We start from the raw sequence: 15967 nt of genomic DNA, 5'->3' as shown, positions 1-15967 counted from the left end.
TTGAGTACGCTTAAAAACAGTTTTTTAGATGCTTGGTAGCTTAAGAATTTCCAATTCCGATGTTTTTTATGGTTGACATATCACCACTGGGCTTTTTTATATTCGAAATTTCAGCTTCATTCGGCACCGATTACTAATTATATTCTGAGAAAACCAGTTATTCTTATTGTTATTTTGTTTTTAGTTCATCACACAAAATATTATACAGTTAAAAAGGTAAAAATGTTATTATTCTTTTATCTAAAAAATCAATTATACATACGATAATCAAAGGAGAGATCGTGATTTGCCAAATGTTTATGTTTTATTAATGCTTTTAACTAGTTTACTTTGGGGAGGCAATTTTGTAGTTGCCAAATCCCTTGTTGATCATGCATCTCCGTTAACATTGACGAGCTTAAGATGGCTCATTGCCGTCGCTGCGCTTCTTCCAATGGTATGGTGGAAAGAAAAAAGATTGCTTCCCTCTCGAAATGCCCTCCTACCTTTATTGTTAATGGGCGTTACAGGTGTGGTATTATTCAATATCTTTCAATTTTTAGCATTGGAAAGAACTACGTCGACGAATGTTGGCTTTATTTCAACTTTAAATACAATTTCAATTGCGATTTTTTCAATTGTTTTTCTAAAGGAAAAGATGAATATACTTCAAGCACTTTCAATGCTACTTTCGTTGTTCGGTGTTCTACTCGTACTTTCGAAGGGCAATATCAGCCAATTATTGTCTTTCCATTTTAATTTGGGTGATTTATGGATGCTTGCAGCTGTATGTGTATGGGGAATTTATTCTGTTTGTAATAAATGGGCAATGAAAACTACCTCGCCACTAATGTCAACTTTGTATTCAGGAATATTTGGACTTCTTATCCTATTGCCATTTAACCTTAGGGATTTTACCGTTTCTAATGTTAATCATTCTTTTATACTATCGCTTTTATATACAGGGTTTATTTCCACTGTCGTTTGTATGGTACTTTGGGGCATTGGAATTCAAAAATTAGGGGCTACAACATCCGGTGTTTTCCTTAATTTCAATCCGATTTTCACTGCACTTCTAGCGCTTTTATTTTTAGGAGAGAGCATATCTTGGAAGCAAGGGATCGGGGGATTGATTGTTATTATTGGATGTTTTTTATTTTCGCATTTTAAAACAAAAACCAATCAATTAAAAAAAATACCACTTCAAGTCTAGGTCATTTATAAATAAGAAGTTCCCGAACCTTGCTTTGGGAACTTTTTTGTATTGAACAACCTTTATTGAATGAAAACGTCTATGAAAGATATAGAGAAAAAATTGAGGTGACATTATGCGATTTATTTTTAATAAGATAACACTTTTCAGCATAATTTTTTTATCATTTTGTTCAATAGTAATTGGATATATATTACAAACAATCCTTATCCCTTTACAAGATATTAATTCTATAAGTAGTAAAGAGCTATTGGAATTTCAAAAAGAATATGCAATAAATTATCCCTTAGGAAAAGGGCTACTCTATCTAGGTCTATTTCTGATGATTTTAGTCATAATTCTATTCATTATTAAGTTAAAAAACTTAAAATATAATAATCAAAATTCCGATGTTTAACTCAACCACAATAAAAAAAGTATTATGTAAAGGCGTATGAACACAGTTGCTATAAGCCTTTTTGGAATTTTGCAGAAAAACGCGGCTGGTGCACTGTCTAAATAAAACCATGTATATATAGACCATTTCTTAATTGTAAAAGCGCATTATTATGACGAGACTCTTATTAAAACTACCTGCACCGTAAGCTTAAGAGGGGATTGCTCTTATCGACAAATCACCTCTTAAGCTTACGTGTAGCGTGAAAATAGGCACATTTACACATCACCTAAGTCTTCAATTTGTTCCGGTTTCTTCCCCACAATTTCCTTTACGATCCTATATTATACATAACGTTTCAGTGAACTCTGTCTTTTTGGTTTAATATTTCGCGAATCGAATAATTAATTAAAGCCCCCATTAGTTAAAGAAGAACACAAAATTAAGATTCTACTTTTTTTATCATTTTGAAATTGGTCAATTTAACACCCTCTCGTTCAACAGTTTGTGAACAAATAGTATTGTAACCTCTGTGTTCAAAAAAATGTTTAGCTGTAATACTTGCATCTGTTTCGATTTTAAATAGATTTAATTTTTTCGCTTCGTCTTCTAGTTTATCAACTAAAGCCATAGCTATACCTTGACCTTGAAAATCTTTATGAATATACAGTCTATCTAGGTGCCCGCTATGCGTCATATCACAAAAGCCTACTACTTTATCATTAATTTTTGCGACATAAGATATGTTCTGACCTAATGAAATCTTCCAAGCATCTATCTTTAACTCTTTTTCTTCCTTTGGTGCCCAAGCATCTAATTCTGTTTGTGAATAATCTTTTAAATTAATTGAATGAACTGTTTCATAGAACAAAGAAACAATTTCTTCAATGTCAGCTTCCTCAAATTTCATAATATTCATTTCCCCATATACCTCTCTGCATTAAGATAAGTATATTTTATCATCAAAGTCCATATTTCACTAAACTACATCGTTAGTTCAATAACAATTACTCAGCTCTTTCGTAAATGTGAAAAAAATAAGGGTATGGATTTTCTTCATCAGTAATCCCTTTTTGTACATAAATTTCATTCCATTTTGCAAAGTCTAATTCTGGAAAGAATGTATCCCCTTCAAATTCAAAATCAATTCTTGTAACGTACAGTTTATTAGCATATGGCAAGAACAATTTATAAATTTGTTCACCACCAAAAATGAAAATTTCTTTTTCATCTTCACACATTTTAAATACATCATCAGTAGAATGCCCAATTTCGCAGCCTTCAACAGAATAGTTCATATCTCTTGTTAAAATAATGTTTCTTCTTCTAGGTAATGCTCTTCCAATAGATTCAAAGTTTTTTCTGCCAATGATAAGCGAATGTCCTAAAGTAGTTTTCTTTACATACTGCAATTCTTTTGGCAATTTCCATGGTAGCTTATTATCTTTACCAATAACCCTATTGTTGTCCATAGCTACAATAAGTGAAATAATCAATATCTTCACAGCCTTTATTTCTGGTTTTAATCCATTTTAACTTGTTTTTCGTTGCTTTAATCAAGGACGTGGCGTTCTTAGCCCAAGTTCCTCTATTTCAGCGGAGGTTTGGACACCCGCTAAAAGAAATTAAAGTGAATTATATTTTTTCACTTCTAAAGGAATCGATATTATATATAAATCAATAGCATATGTAGTAATCGTAATCCCTTTACCTTTTTCAGTAAATTTTGCTTGAAGAAACCGCTCCGAAACTTTTTTTTTCCCCCATTTTTTAGGGAGCCATTCAAATCCTAAAATATAATATTTATCACCTTAAACAAATCAGAATGTAGTTCGCCCTAAATAATTCGCTTATTCTTTTGGAATTGATTTCATTGTAAAATAACAGTTAATTATTTTCAAAAAAGAATTATAACGCTGAGCTCGTTGCGTGTTCACTGTCTTGACAATATTATGTTTCACTAATGTGGCAAATGAATCTCCGTTCCCCTTTACCTGCGTACATGGTTTATACTTTAAATAAGGTGTATTAAGTACTAATTCCGGGTATTTACCTTTAGCGGCTGAAAATAAAATATACGAGGTGGAATGACTATGGAACATTGTTGCAGTAGCCTTAAAAATGAAAACACTAATATTTGTCCCTCTTGTAATAATAAAGCTAAAAATGTACAGCTAATAACTATTAAATCAATGATGAAACCATCTGTATTAGGATCAATAAACGCTATGGAAAATCACTATTTTTGTGCTACTAAAGATTGTCATATCGTTTATTTTGATACGAGCAATAAGGAGTACCATTTATCTGATATAAAGGTAGATGTACATCAAAAGGATGATTCATTAAGTACACCGGTTTGTTATTGTTTTGATTGGACTAAAGAAAAAATTAAACAATATCTTGAAAATGAGCTTACGCCTAATCCATTAGAACATATTCGTGCAAATATAAAAGAAAACCGTTGTGGCTGTGAGGTAAACAATCCACAAGGTAGTTGTTGTTTAGGGAATGTTACTAAATATATAAAAGGTCTAGCTTAACCATCTTTCTTTAGTGGAAAAAAGTTATAAGTCGCGAGTCCTAAAAGCCTTTATAAAACAGGGCTTTTAGGACTTTTTTGAATCATTGTGAAGAGGCTACGGACGCCCCAAGGAAGCTTTGCTCTGTGCGAAAGCGAAGCGTCAGCCAAGCAAAGCGCCCACACACTTCAAGTTTTTCAGCCAATTCTTAAGCAGTGATTTTTTGATGATTAACTAATAAATTTAAAATACTAAACATGCGGGTTGATTTCATTTCTTCTTCCTCTTTCAATGTTTCTATTACTGACTTATTCGTTATCTTTACCCTTCTTGTTCAGTCTTAGCGCTTTTCCAATAAGTGTTTGGTCCATTACATTTTAAAGTTGCATTTTTCGGTACCTGTTTCATTATTAGAAGAAGATTTAGTAAATCAACTGACGATCCCAATGAGTTTAGTATGATTAGGAACTTTAATGTCGTTGATAAAAGTCCAAATGCACTAAAAAGTAGTGGGAAAATTATTGAAAGTATCATAAAAGGTGCAATCGTAATGAATATATATCTTGATTTCGATATCTCTTCTTCCGTAATGACAAAACCCCCGAATAGAGTAAGCCCTACAGAAGTTTTTTCTGATTTCATAAAATTAGGAATGAACATCAAATGAAGTAATTCGTGAATGATTAATAGTAAGACGATCCCCAAAATAACGCTTAAGTTAATGGTTATTGATATTCCACCAGATGTAAATCCAAAATCTCTCAAAGAGATACTAGAAAAAATATTTATTACCCCAATAGAGATCATTGAAGCGATAATCATTAAAGGGATAGATAACAATATAGCACTAGTTAAATTTTTAGGTTCTTTCATTGGAATCCAGCCATTGTTAATTAAGTCTTCATGTAAATTTGGGTTACTTTTTGGTAATTTGTTTAGTATTTTCATTTAACCTCTCCATTCCATTTTTACGATCTATTGTTTTTAATAATTTCACTTAATTTGAAAATCCCTTCCTTCATTTCATCGAGTGAAGCATACCCATAGGAGATTCGTATAAATTGTCCTGTTTTTTCAGCATAAATGCTACCGGGATTTAGAAGAATATTGTCGGATAATGCTTTCTCAAATAGCCTTTTTACTTTAAACTCAGGCTTTATTTTCACCCATATGAACAAACCACCATTTGGGATGTCCCACGATGCGTAAGGACTCAAATATTTATCCAGTGCATCTAAAGCAACTTTTCTACGAACCTTAAGTTGTTCTCTTACTTTATCAAGGTGATCATCATAGAAATTACTAGATAACCACTCCGCAGCAACGAGTTGTGAAAGAGTACTTGATCCATAATCGGATTGCATTTTTAAATCTGCTAATCGATTGATGACTGACTCCGAGCCAACTATCCAACCAATTCGTAATCCTGGACTAAGGGTTTTCGATAAACTTCCAACATATAACACATTTCCGTAAAGGTCCATTGCTTTCAGTGGTTTAGGTGGTGGGGTGTCAATCCATAAATCACGGTACACATCATCTTCTATAACTGGCAGCTGCTCTCTTTCACAATAGGCAATTAATTTCTCTCGTCTCTCTTCTTGCATTAAGGCGCCTGTTGGATTGTGAAAGGTTGGAATCGTATATAAAATATTTTTTCCTTTTTCCTTCGTCGGATAAATTGAATCGATGATAATCCCCCCATTGTCCATCGCTAATCCTTGCAACTCCATACCCGCAGACTCAAAAACAGTCAACGAATAAAGATAGGACGGCATCTCTAGCAATACCGTAGAACCTCTTTTTAGTAGTCCAATTGAAATTAAATGTAAAGCTTGGAGCGCACCAGAAACAACGAGAATGGACGACGGAGACGCTTCGACCCCTCTTACCTTTAAATAGTCACTAATGGCTTGCCGTAATTTTATATTTCCTTTTGGCTCTTCATAGCCAAAAGAGGTTAATTGATTCGATACCTTTTGAACAATGACTTTCATCTCTTCTAAAGGGAACATCTCTGGTGATAGCTCCCCTTTACTCAATTGAATAAGATTCGTATTCGATTCCGCTTCGTTAATCTCCTGCACCATAGATACACTGGGTTTATGAATGCCTAAAGTGACATTTTCATTCCAGTTAGTCGAGGATTTCGCCCCCATCAAAGTCCAAGTATTATTGGTGACGACTGTTTCCTTCCCTGCTTTACCTTCTAGTAACCCATCTGCCATTAGTTCCTCTAATGCCGTTATGACTGTACTACGATTAACCTCAAACTGTTTTGCCAAATTACGTTGACTTGGTATGGGACTTCCGATCGCCCACTCCCCTTTAGCAATTTTTTCTTTTATAAAATCAATAATCAATTGATATTTTGGTTTTTTCATATGTACGCTCTTTTCTATACTGGTTGGTTTTTTTTATTTTAACCTGTTGGAGAAATTTTACCAAAATCCTATTAATATTGAAATCATAAATTTAATTGGTTGGATAACGAGGTGTATTCATGTTAAAAACATTAGATCTTAAGATTATTTCCGCTCATTTCATAACAATCATTTTATGGGCATCAGCTTTTCCAGGAATTCGAGTGGCATTAACGGCCTATTCACCTGAGCATATTTCACTTTTACGATTATTAGTCAGCTCATTCGTCTTAATAATCATAGCAGTTATTACAAAAACTCCTTTGCCTGCGTTAAAAGATATCCCCATTATTTTATTACTTGGCTTTTTAGGTTTCACCGTGTATCAAGTAGCACTAAATTATGGAGAGCAAACGATAAGTGCTGGGGTTGCAAGTTTACTTGTTTCCACAACTCCAATATTCACTGCTCTGTTAGCTGTATTTTTTTATCGTGAGAAGCTTGGACTATGGGGATGGCTTGGTTCACTTGTTGGATTTTGTGGTGTAGCATTTATTTCTGTAGGAGGTACAACTGAAAGTTTTTCTCTTAATACTGGGATTATTATCGTTTTAATAGCATCTCTTTCAGAAAGTATTTACTTTGTTTTTCAACATCGTTATCTAGAAAAATACGGCGCTATCCCCTTTACGATGTACGCCATTTGGTCAGGTACTATTTTTATGTTACTATTCTCACCTGGCCTAAGTGAAGCAATAATGGATGCCCCGTTAAATGCAACATTAGTCATTTTGTATCTTGGAATTTTTCCAACAATCATTCCTTATTTTACACTAGCTTATGTTACTTCGCGAACAGGAGCAGCTGAAGCAACAAGTACGCTTTATTTAACCTCTGTTTTTGCATTTCTTATCGCATGGATTTGGCTTGGTGAAGTTCCGCATTTTTCTGCCATAACAGGTGGTTTGATTACTTTAGTAGGTGTATTTATTGCAAATATAAAGAAAGAAGATATTATGAAAGATGATAAGAATGCGCAGCGTTTACACTAACTGGCTCGATCGCATAATCTTATGTCTCAGTATAATTGCGTCCGGAATGGCTGAAAGAAGTTAAAGTCTATTAGACTCGCTAATCAATAGACTGTTGACAACCTTTTTAGAAGTATTTACTAAGTGCTCACATAACAAGTAGTGCAGTTCAATCCACACAAATAGAAAACCGAGTACTCAAATTTTTATGAGTTAACTCGGTTTCACTTTAGTTTAATTCACTTTTCACCTGCAAAGCAAACTGTTCAATGGCTTCTCTATCCTGATAGATTGTAATACCAATACCAGAACGAGTACATCTATGTGAATAAAATTCTCCTGCATCTATCCAAAATTGAAATTGATAAATCTTTTCGTCAACTAGCTCGCTTTTATTCTCCTGGAGTGAAAATGAAAACGCAGGTTCCGTTGAGTCCCATACACCGACCCTTAAAATTTCATCCCAATTATTTAAAATCAGTATAGATAAAGTTTCAAGGTCACTCCGTAGAACGGGAAATTTAAAATCCAATTGATGTGCACCACAATTGAGGATAATCTTTATATCACTTGAAATAGAATCACTTTCTATATTTAATAATTCAAGACTTACTTTTGAAGCACCATATGATCTATCATATAAAGTGGCCATTTCTACCTCCTAATGAATTACATATGAAAGAAAGGACTTACCTAACTTAAAAAGGATTGTTGACCAATACGATTACTCTCAAATCGTACAATAAAAACCTTCACTATTGATGTGAAAGGCAATTATCGATTTATATACGAAAAAAACTCACTTGAAATAAAAATCCATCGCGTTTTGATAAAGAATTTTCTCAGCTGACTTTGCATCAAACAATTCTTGAATTAGTTCAATATCTGCATAAGCAAAAGGTCTTTTTGCTCGTGTGGACGGTAAGTCTGTGCCGAACATTAACGCCTCTGGATTAACAGCTTGAATTGATTTCAAAGCTTGTTCTACATCGAGCTCTACACGACCAAAACCAGTCGCCTTTACTCGTACACCTTTTTCTACTAGGCGCAACAAATGAGGTAAGCCTTCCTCAGATAACCCTAAATGATCAATTGAAATCGCTGGTAATTTTTCAATCGTTGATGTAATTTCAGGCAAATCTTTTGCATCGATATATAATTCACTATGCCAACCAGCTAAATCATAGACACGTCTCGCAAAGTAATCGAGCTTCGTTAAATCTTCGGAACCGCCACGTTTCACATTGAATCGTAGTGCGCGAACACCTTTTTTATGTAAATCCATAATCTTATCATCTGTCACCGCAAATGGTAGCTGTGTAACTCCACAATATGTAGATTCCATTTTCTCTAAAGCATTCACTAAATAAGCTTGGTCAAATCCTTGAAAAGAACCTGAAACAATTGCACCACCGACAATATTATAAGTCGCTGTTTCTTTTTGGTAATCCTCTACAACATAGCTAGGTGGTACATATCCTTGATTTTCAGTAATAGGGTAATCAAAATCAATAATGTGAAAATGTGCATCAAAAATTCTCATCTTACCGCCTCCTTTCTTTTACGTTATCAAACAAAGAATATAAAGTAAATTTATGATGTTTTATATAAATACATAAGTTTTCCTTATCATCAGCCCGTTCGAATCTTAAAAGTCTTACAAAAATCCCCTCAGTATCACAAATATCGTGAGCCAAAATGAAAGTCAAATATCATTTAGCTACATTAAAATTTAGTACCTTATAAGAGATACTTTAAAGCATTACTCCCAGATGTAATTAACGCTAGCAAACCCGCAGCCAGTATCCATATTGCATAGGGACTCTCTTCTTGTCTTCTCTTGCTTATCCAAAATAATATCATGCTAATTAATAATAAAACCACACCCAGAACTGCCCCTGTAATAATACCTATAATCATTCCCATTTCTTGTTGCCTTCTTTCTTTACATTTTTTATTGTAAACACCAATATTAATTACTAAAACTCTTCGATTTCGATAGTCTTTTGATTCTGCTTTACTTTACTCTAAATTACATTGCATCTACATTTTCAATATTACGAATACCTATGTACGCAATAATTACTCCAATTGCTGCAAGTCCTAATTGCAGTGGAATGAAGGTTACTAATGATATTTCTGGGTTATAAGCACAAGCAATTGCCACCACAAGTAAAGATGAACCAATTGTAGCCGGAACTGAATGGTTACGCATCCCAAAATACAATGGAATTAAGCTTGTTCCTGTTGCCGCAATAGCAAAAGGAACTATGTTTATGACTTCTCCAATAAACTGGTTTGCAGTTATTGTAAATGGAACGAAAGGAAAATAAATATTAATGATCGAAAAAAGACCAGCTACAACGATATTTGACAACATCATAGTCATTAAGGTTAAAAAAGCGATCAAGGCCAGTTTACTAGCAATCAATTTCTTACGACTAACCGGATAAGTGAACATAATCAAAATTGTTCTGTTTTTATACTCTTCAATAACTAGTTTTGCAATTAATACAGAGGCAAACACAATAAACGTTGCCCTCACACTTGCACCAATTAGTACATAAACATCTTCATATGTTGAAATGGGTATATCCCCTTCTCTTTGTGCTATATAAACTACGAAACACACTACTGCAGTTATAATGATGTTTGCAATAATCGCACCTTTTACATACCAACCTAAGTTATATTTCTTCATTTCCAACTTTAGTAATTGTAGCATAGAACCATCTCTCCTTATTGCATGATAATATAAACAATACTCATTATGTTGAATATTGGTAGACCATAACTATTCTTGTATTTATCAATTATTAAACGTATAGCTAAAATAATAGTCACTGTTGTTTTGATAAGAATATTCAATAATGGCATTAGTCCGCTCCCATCTTTAAATCCCCACGACACAAGTTCAACAGGATAGGAGGCCGCCACAAAACAAATGATTATTTCTATAAAATAGTTAGATAATCGATATTTTTTCCATCCTAGTTCCATCGATTTAAGCATGGATTTTCTCTCCGTTCGTTTATTTAAGAAATACTTCCAAAAGAGCTATGTTTTTTAAGAGTATCTGATATTAATTGATATCCTTTTAGCACTCTTAATCCGTAATAGAATTTCCCCCTTTCATGTACTTTAATTGTACGAATCGATCATCTCTTTTTTCTTACTCATTCCTTACAAAATTATTAATTGTAATAAACTAATACAATTGGTAAGCAGTTCTAACTTTGCTGATTTAATTTGTTGGAAAATCTGAAAAAGAAAATTTGATTCGTTTTAAAGCGAGAGAAACGATATAATAAAAAAATACCCGGCTCAATTTAATGAGTACCTGGTATCTTGGGTTTACCTTATGACATTGAAAAGTTTACATTTATTGAATAGCACGTCGTTCTGAATAAAGCATTTGGAGTCGAGTTATTTGTTAAGACAGAAGTATTTAAATTTCTTTACCCAATTCAAAATGATTATGTATTCTCTATTAGGCTTTTACCTGAGTATTAGTAGCAATATAAACACCTACCAGCACCATCACCATCCCAACGATTTGTATCAATGTAATTGAGCTGCCGTACGCAATAACTGCAAGTAATGTTGCGACTATAGGCGTTAAGTTTAAATACAAGCTTGCTTTACTAGCTCCTAAGCTCTCTACACCTTTGTTAAAAATAACATAGCCGATCAATGTCCCACAAACGACCATATAAAACATTTCAATCCAACTTTGAACCGACATATTAACTACTTGATCCCAACCACCTTCAAATACCGTGCTAATCGCTAGGAAAACAGCACCAGATAACATCATAATAGTATTCGATAGCATTACTGGTATACCTTTAAGAATTGATTCACCTATTAATGCATAAATAACTCCGCATAAAAGTGCCCCGACAAAAAGAATATCTCCTAAGTTAAAAGAAAGAGAAAACAAATCAGAAAGCGACCCTTTGACAATAACAATAATTACTCCAATCATCGATAAAGCTAAACCTGTTCCAGATTTGTTACTCCATTTTTCTTTACCTAATAAGACTGCCCCTAACATAGTGAATGCAGGCATCGCAGCTATAATTAACGCACCATTTGTTGCTGAAGTATACATCAATGCCGTGAAGAAAAGAGCATTGTAACCGAAAATTCCGATAAAGCCAATAAATAATAAGCCTTTCCATTGATTTCTGATTACTTGCCACTGCCATTCTTTCTTAATTGTTATGAATGTAACGAGTATTATTCCTGTTATGCCAAAACGTAGTGTAGCTGCAACAAGTGGTGGAACTTCCGTAATGACATGCTTCGCTGTCGCGAAGGCCCCACCCCAAAACAAAGGAACGAGCAGCATTAATAAATACATATTTCTCGATTGATTTTTGTTCTTATTCCCCATGATTTAAATCCTCCTAAACATTCGAATAACATTTGTGTGTTTAAGTTTTTAAACATACGAACATTGTTTTGTAAAAAAGAACAAATCAATAGCTTTGCTCAATAGTTTGAATTAGCTCTTTGATTTGTTTTAGAAACTCGTTAGAACTCAATGAATAATATTTTTCATTCCCATTTCGGTTAAAAGTAACTAAACCTGCTTGTCTTAAAATTTTCAAATGATGGGAAACGGCTGGTCTAGAAAGCTCTATTCTTTCTGTTAATTGATTTACATTCAGGCTATCATGTGTGAGTAATAGCATGATAATTTGTTGACGATTTTCATCACCAAGTGCTTGGAAAATGGGGGTTGATAATTTAAATTTTTCTAAAACTTGTTCTTTGTTATTGCAATTAAAATTCTCCATAATTCCCATCCCTATGTTTAAATTTTTAAACATATTTAATTTAAATTAAAAAACATAATTTGTCAAGATACTCTTTATTTACTCTATGAAACCCTTTTAGAAAACTATTTCCAAATGGTTACAGCAATACAGCTTTTTAAAGCTCCATTCATCAAAAAAAGCTAGGCTCACAAAAGATTTGTGAATACCTAGCCGTTTTTATGCGTGTTCATTTGTTAACCATGACATAACTAGGTTACCACATCATTCTCAACAAATTCTGAACAAATCATGAAATTCTCTATTTTTTGGTCTTATAATGTATATTTGTTTTACTACGACAAATGACATCGAGAGTGCCTTCTATTCATTTAGCTTTCAAGTCACAATGCATTTTTACTCATTACTTTCAACCTTCAGCCTTTTAGATGGATATTTTATAGCACTTATTTTTCTATAAAATACGTATCGTACTCTTCCTTCAACACATAACCTAACTTTTCAGCTAACTTAACTGACGGAGAATTTGCCCCATCCCAGTTCGGGTAAATTCGTTGCTCTAAACAGTCTAAAATTAGCGATGCAGCTGTTGCCGCCGCTAAACCTTTACGCTGGTGTCTTTCGTCAGTTGCAATTTCAATTTCAATGCCAGCATCGTATATACTAAAAGAAGTTGCACCGCAAACTGGAACATCTTTACACGTAACACAATAGCCAATTCCACGCGCCAAAAAGTCATCATGTGACTCAAACTGACTGAAAAAATCTTCAGAAAGTGTTGAAAATGAAGAGTTATTGATAATTGTGGCATTTATTTTTTGTAGCTTATATTCTTCTGGTAAATCATTAATCAATTGTGTTAATTTCTCATGATTAAAATGGGTCTTGTCTCTATTAAATCGATAGCGCTTAAATTTATGTGCCTGTTCTTTGTATTCAAGCTCAATACTATTTTTCCATTCATCCGTATTTACAATAACTAATGGATAGTCCGGTAAATTGTGTAATAATTCCTTGGTACCTGGTACACCTGCATCTCCTGCATAAAAAACAAATATACCTACAATAATTTGAGCTACCTTCGGATTTTCTAAACTATCAACATAAGCAGTTCCTATATGCCCTTGTAAATACGACTGAACTAATGTATCCTCTACACTTTCAAATATCTTAGTTACGTGTTCTATTACTGGCCCTTTTACCTCATAAATCATACATAATATGCTCCCTTATACGTTTTTTGTACATAATAAAAAACCTCGTGTTCTGCCCTTCAGCAGTCACAAGGTTTCATCCACGTTTAAGAGAGTATACGTCTAGTTTACAACGTACACAAACAGTGAGGGAAATTGGACAAACTGAATGGCAAGAACTTGTTTATACGTTTGTTTGTCATCACCCATCACCCTCTTCCTTCATTTTTTTCTAGTATATAGGAAAAATATAAAAAAGTCAATTGACCTAACATTTTTTAAGTCCCTAAATTTAGCAAATGGAATATTAAATCTATGCGTTGTAGCCATCTTACCATCATAGTTTTTTTCTTGTATTTACTTTTTTTAATGTTTGAGCTCTTCGACCATACTCGAAAGCTTCATGAGCGTTTTCCAATTACGGACAGTTGCTGGAATCTCAAGCTTTTTCAAATTATTAGCGAGTTTGGAGTTTCGAATGCTGTCATGAAATAAAAGATACACATTTCTTCCATCAATTACACTAAGTTCTCTTTCATTTGAATAGGATAAAAACTGGTCACTATTGACCTTCGAAGGAGTTGCCGGTAACAAAGCAACATGCAAGCATTCCCCCTTACATGATTGCTCCGCTTCTGAAATGTCCTGATCTGAAAAAGGGGATTGATTTACGATCTGCTGTATTTCCTCTGCTGTCCTAATGACAACAACACTAGAGATCCCAAAATCCTCTTTAATTTTATCGTGAATTTTCGTTTGCAAAAGTTCTTCAGTTTCGTCTGATTCAAAAAGGATGTTTCCACTTTGGATATAAGTCTTTACATTATGTAATCCTAGATACTCAAGAGAACTTCTTAATTCTGCCATGATTATTTTATTGTGCCCGCCTACATTAATTCCTCTAAGTAGTGCAATATATATAGTCATACAAACCACCCTTTCCATTTATAATTTATTTACTAATAATAGTTACATCCTTATATTGCTTCAAAGGCTTATCCTCTAGAAAATCAATAATCATTTCATTAAAAATATCTCGGCGCATCGTACTTAATGGGTCGAATGCATTTCTGAATAATGCTAGTTTTGCATTTTGAATATGGTTAAAAATAGTTCGGGATCCTTTCCCTTCATCAACGCCTGTTATAACTTTTCCTTCGCCACCCATTACAAGCGTACTTGACTTTATTCTATGCAATTGATCAGTATGAGTTGGAAATGGTGCTTTTTTCATTGCAAGCAGCATCTTCTTATCAATCGAAAATGACTCTCTTAATATCCGTTGTGTATAGAGATCCTCCTTATAAAATTTCATCATAATATTTATTATTGTACTGTATGGAAGCAGACTAAATATAAAATTTGAAATCGACAGTACCCAGCCTGCAGCAATTGTGGGCATCTCACTATAACTATTAGAGACCACGAGCTTATCTACGTATGTTGGGTATTTCATTGCAAGTAGAGTAGACAATTGACCGCCTTGCGATACACCGATTACATGAATTTTGCTAATTCCAAGTACATCTAAAAAACATTTTATATCCTCCACAATAATATGATGATCATATTTATTATTCGGGAATTCCTTTGTCGTATCACCATGTCCTCTATAATCTGGCATAAGCATTTGATAGCGTGAAGAGAATGCTTCAAATTGAGGTTCCCACATCTTCCATGATGCTCCGCTCCCGTGTAAAAACAAAATGGGCGTCCCTTGACCTTTGATTTCGTAATGGATTGTGATACTGTTCACATTAACTTTTGGCATAAAGACTCCTCCTACTTTGTATTACTACCCTTTCTCTCTTCCCACTGAACTAAAATTTGCTCCGTCTGTTGGATCACAAATTCAAAAAACTCGATACTCTCATCGATGGTTGATACAGCTTGCTCCCCAAGAACTAATTTTTTTGCTCTACGCAAATATTGTGCCATCATTGCACCTTGGGCAATGCTCGTATGCAAAGTCGATGTCCATGCATCTGAATGCAACTGATAAAAATCTCGCTTGCTACCGGGAATCCCTACTTTACGAAATAAAGAAATCTGAACACCTTGTCTAACGGACAATGATGCCATACCTTTGCTTATTTGCAAGTCATTCACCATGTCGTCAAGTGATTTGGGAGCACCTGATATCAACAAATATCCCCATATTTTACCTAGTGACCTTGCACCACCTGTGGACTCAATATAAGTACCAAAATCCTCAATTAATACCTTTTGCTCGTCGTTTAATAGTATGCCTTTCATAGTACACCTCGTATCGTTTAGTATGTTTAATATATATTAAACATACTGAATGCAATTTGTAAATTAAATGAATGCATTTCAAATAGAAAATAAAGCGAAACCTTACCAAAACCTATTCCACTTTACATTAAGGTGCAATGGGACGATAACTTAAAAGATGGAGAGGATACACCAATCATATCACCCGCTTATTAGGACTTAATTTTAAGGACCACAGGAAGAAGTTTTGAAGTGAAAGAGCTATTTTGCG

The 15967-nt window shown here is 33.9% G+C and carries 18 protein-coding genes; 3 read left to right on the top strand and 15 right to left on the bottom strand.

What is annotated here, in order from left to right:
* The first annotated feature begins 286 nt into the window (after positions 1-286).
* Positions 287-1192: a DMT family transporter gene (locus tag ACIQ7T_RS12400; RefSeq protein ID WP_370080252.1), complete on the top strand. Its 906-nt coding sequence runs from the start codon at positions 287-289 to the stop codon at positions 1190-1192.
* Positions 1193-2010: 818 nt separating this feature from the next.
* On the opposite strand, the gene ACIQ7T_RS12395 is transcribed toward ACIQ7T_RS12400, so the two are convergent.
* The gene (locus ACIQ7T_RS12395) at positions 2011-2487 is read right to left on the bottom strand and encodes a GNAT family N-acetyltransferase (protein WP_370080254.1); all 477 of its coding nucleotides are present in this window, start codon (positions 2485-2487) and stop codon (positions 2011-2013) included.
* Positions 2488-2575: 88 nt separating this feature from the next.
* Positions 2576-3064: a dihydrofolate reductase gene (locus ACIQ7T_RS12390; RefSeq protein ID WP_402870651.1), complete on the bottom strand. Its 489-nt coding sequence runs from the start codon at positions 3062-3064 to the stop codon at positions 2576-2578.
* A 597-nt stretch (positions 3065-3661) separates the two neighbouring features.
* On the opposite strand from ACIQ7T_RS12390, the gene ACIQ7T_RS12385 reads away from it, so the two are divergent.
* Positions 3662-4111, top strand: coding sequence for a putative iron-sulfur cluster-binding metallochaperone (locus tag ACIQ7T_RS12385; RefSeq protein WP_402870648.1), 450 nt, complete (start codon positions 3662-3664; stop codon positions 4109-4111).
* Positions 4112-4411: 300 nt separating this feature from the next.
* Here ACIQ7T_RS12385 and ACIQ7T_RS12380 read toward each other — a convergent pair whose 3' ends face one another.
* Both ACIQ7T_RS12380 and ACIQ7T_RS12375 read right to left on the bottom strand, forming a co-directional pair.
* Positions 4412-5038 carry a DUF3267 domain-containing protein gene (locus tag ACIQ7T_RS12380; RefSeq protein WP_402870645.1) on the bottom strand — a complete coding sequence of 209 codons (627 nt, stop codon included), beginning with the start codon at positions 5036-5038 and terminating at the stop codon, positions 4412-4414.
* Between the two features lie 20 nt (positions 5039-5058).
* On the bottom strand, positions 5059-6474 hold the full coding sequence (locus ACIQ7T_RS12375; RefSeq protein WP_402870642.1) for an aminotransferase-like domain-containing protein: 1416 nt from the start codon (positions 6472-6474) through the stop codon (positions 5059-5061).
* 119 nt (positions 6475-6593) lie between these two features.
* Between ACIQ7T_RS12375 and ACIQ7T_RS12370 the strand changes: the two genes are divergently transcribed.
* A complete protein-coding gene (locus tag ACIQ7T_RS12370; protein WP_402870639.1) occupies positions 6594-7505 on the top strand; it encodes a DMT family transporter in 912 nt (303 codons plus the stop codon).
* 208 nt (positions 7506-7713) lie between these two features.
* On the opposite strand, the gene ACIQ7T_RS12365 is transcribed toward ACIQ7T_RS12370, so the two are convergent.
* From ACIQ7T_RS12365 to ACIQ7T_RS12315, 11 genes are all read right to left on the bottom strand, one after another.
* Positions 7714-8136, bottom strand: coding sequence for a hypothetical protein (locus ACIQ7T_RS12365; RefSeq protein ID WP_370080262.1), 423 nt, complete (start codon positions 8134-8136; stop codon positions 7714-7716).
* Positions 8137-8283: 147 nt separating this feature from the next.
* Positions 8284-9027 carry an amidohydrolase family protein gene (locus tag ACIQ7T_RS12360; RefSeq protein ID WP_402870635.1) on the bottom strand — a complete coding sequence of 248 codons (744 nt, stop codon included), beginning with the start codon at positions 9025-9027 and terminating at the stop codon, positions 8284-8286.
* Between the two features lie 197 nt (positions 9028-9224).
* On the bottom strand, positions 9225-9410 hold the full coding sequence (locus ACIQ7T_RS12355; protein WP_370080266.1) for a hypothetical protein: 186 nt from the start codon (positions 9408-9410) through the stop codon (positions 9225-9227).
* A gap of 106 nt (positions 9411-9516) precedes the next feature.
* A complete protein-coding gene (locus ACIQ7T_RS12350) occupies positions 9517-10209 on the bottom strand; it encodes an ABC transporter permease (RefSeq protein ID WP_402870632.1) in 693 nt (230 codons plus the stop codon).
* Positions 10210-10223: 14 nt separating this feature from the next.
* Positions 10224-10496 (bottom strand): hypothetical protein, encoded by a 273-nt coding sequence (locus tag ACIQ7T_RS12345; RefSeq protein WP_370080270.1) that lies wholly within the window; start codon positions 10494-10496, stop codon positions 10224-10226.
* A gap of 478 nt (positions 10497-10974) precedes the next feature.
* Positions 10975-11883: a DMT family transporter gene (locus ACIQ7T_RS12340; protein ID WP_402870629.1), complete on the bottom strand. Its 909-nt coding sequence runs from the start codon at positions 11881-11883 to the stop codon at positions 10975-10977.
* 85 nt (positions 11884-11968) lie between these two features.
* The gene (locus ACIQ7T_RS12335; protein WP_370080274.1) at positions 11969-12289 is read right to left on the bottom strand and encodes an ArsR/SmtB family transcription factor; all 321 of its coding nucleotides are present in this window, start codon (positions 12287-12289) and stop codon (positions 11969-11971) included.
* Positions 12290-12714: 425 nt separating this feature from the next.
* Positions 12715-13482 (bottom strand): GNAT family N-acetyltransferase, encoded by a 768-nt coding sequence (locus tag ACIQ7T_RS12330; protein WP_402870626.1) that lies wholly within the window; start codon positions 13480-13482, stop codon positions 12715-12717.
* Between the two features lie 345 nt (positions 13483-13827).
* Positions 13828-14388 carry a DUF1697 domain-containing protein gene (locus ACIQ7T_RS12325; RefSeq protein ID WP_370080278.1) on the bottom strand — a complete coding sequence of 187 codons (561 nt, stop codon included), beginning with the start codon at positions 14386-14388 and terminating at the stop codon, positions 13828-13830.
* A 25-nt stretch (positions 14389-14413) separates the two neighbouring features.
* Positions 14414-15232, bottom strand: coding sequence for an alpha/beta fold hydrolase (locus ACIQ7T_RS12320; protein ID WP_370080280.1), 819 nt, complete (start codon positions 15230-15232; stop codon positions 14414-14416).
* A gap of 11 nt (positions 15233-15243) precedes the next feature.
* Positions 15244-15717 (bottom strand): GbsR/MarR family transcriptional regulator, encoded by a 474-nt coding sequence (locus ACIQ7T_RS12315; protein WP_370080282.1) that lies wholly within the window; start codon positions 15715-15717, stop codon positions 15244-15246.
* Positions 15718-15967 lie beyond the last annotated feature (250 nt).

Origin of the sequence: Lysinibacillus sp. NPDC096212, from assembly GCF_044763105.1 — a bacterium.
Taxonomy (GTDB): Bacteria; Bacillota; Bacilli; order Bacillales_A; family Planococcaceae; genus Lysinibacillus.
The sequence above is the reverse complement of the archived record's forward strand: the minus strand, read 5'-3'. Positions and strand labels throughout refer to the sequence as shown.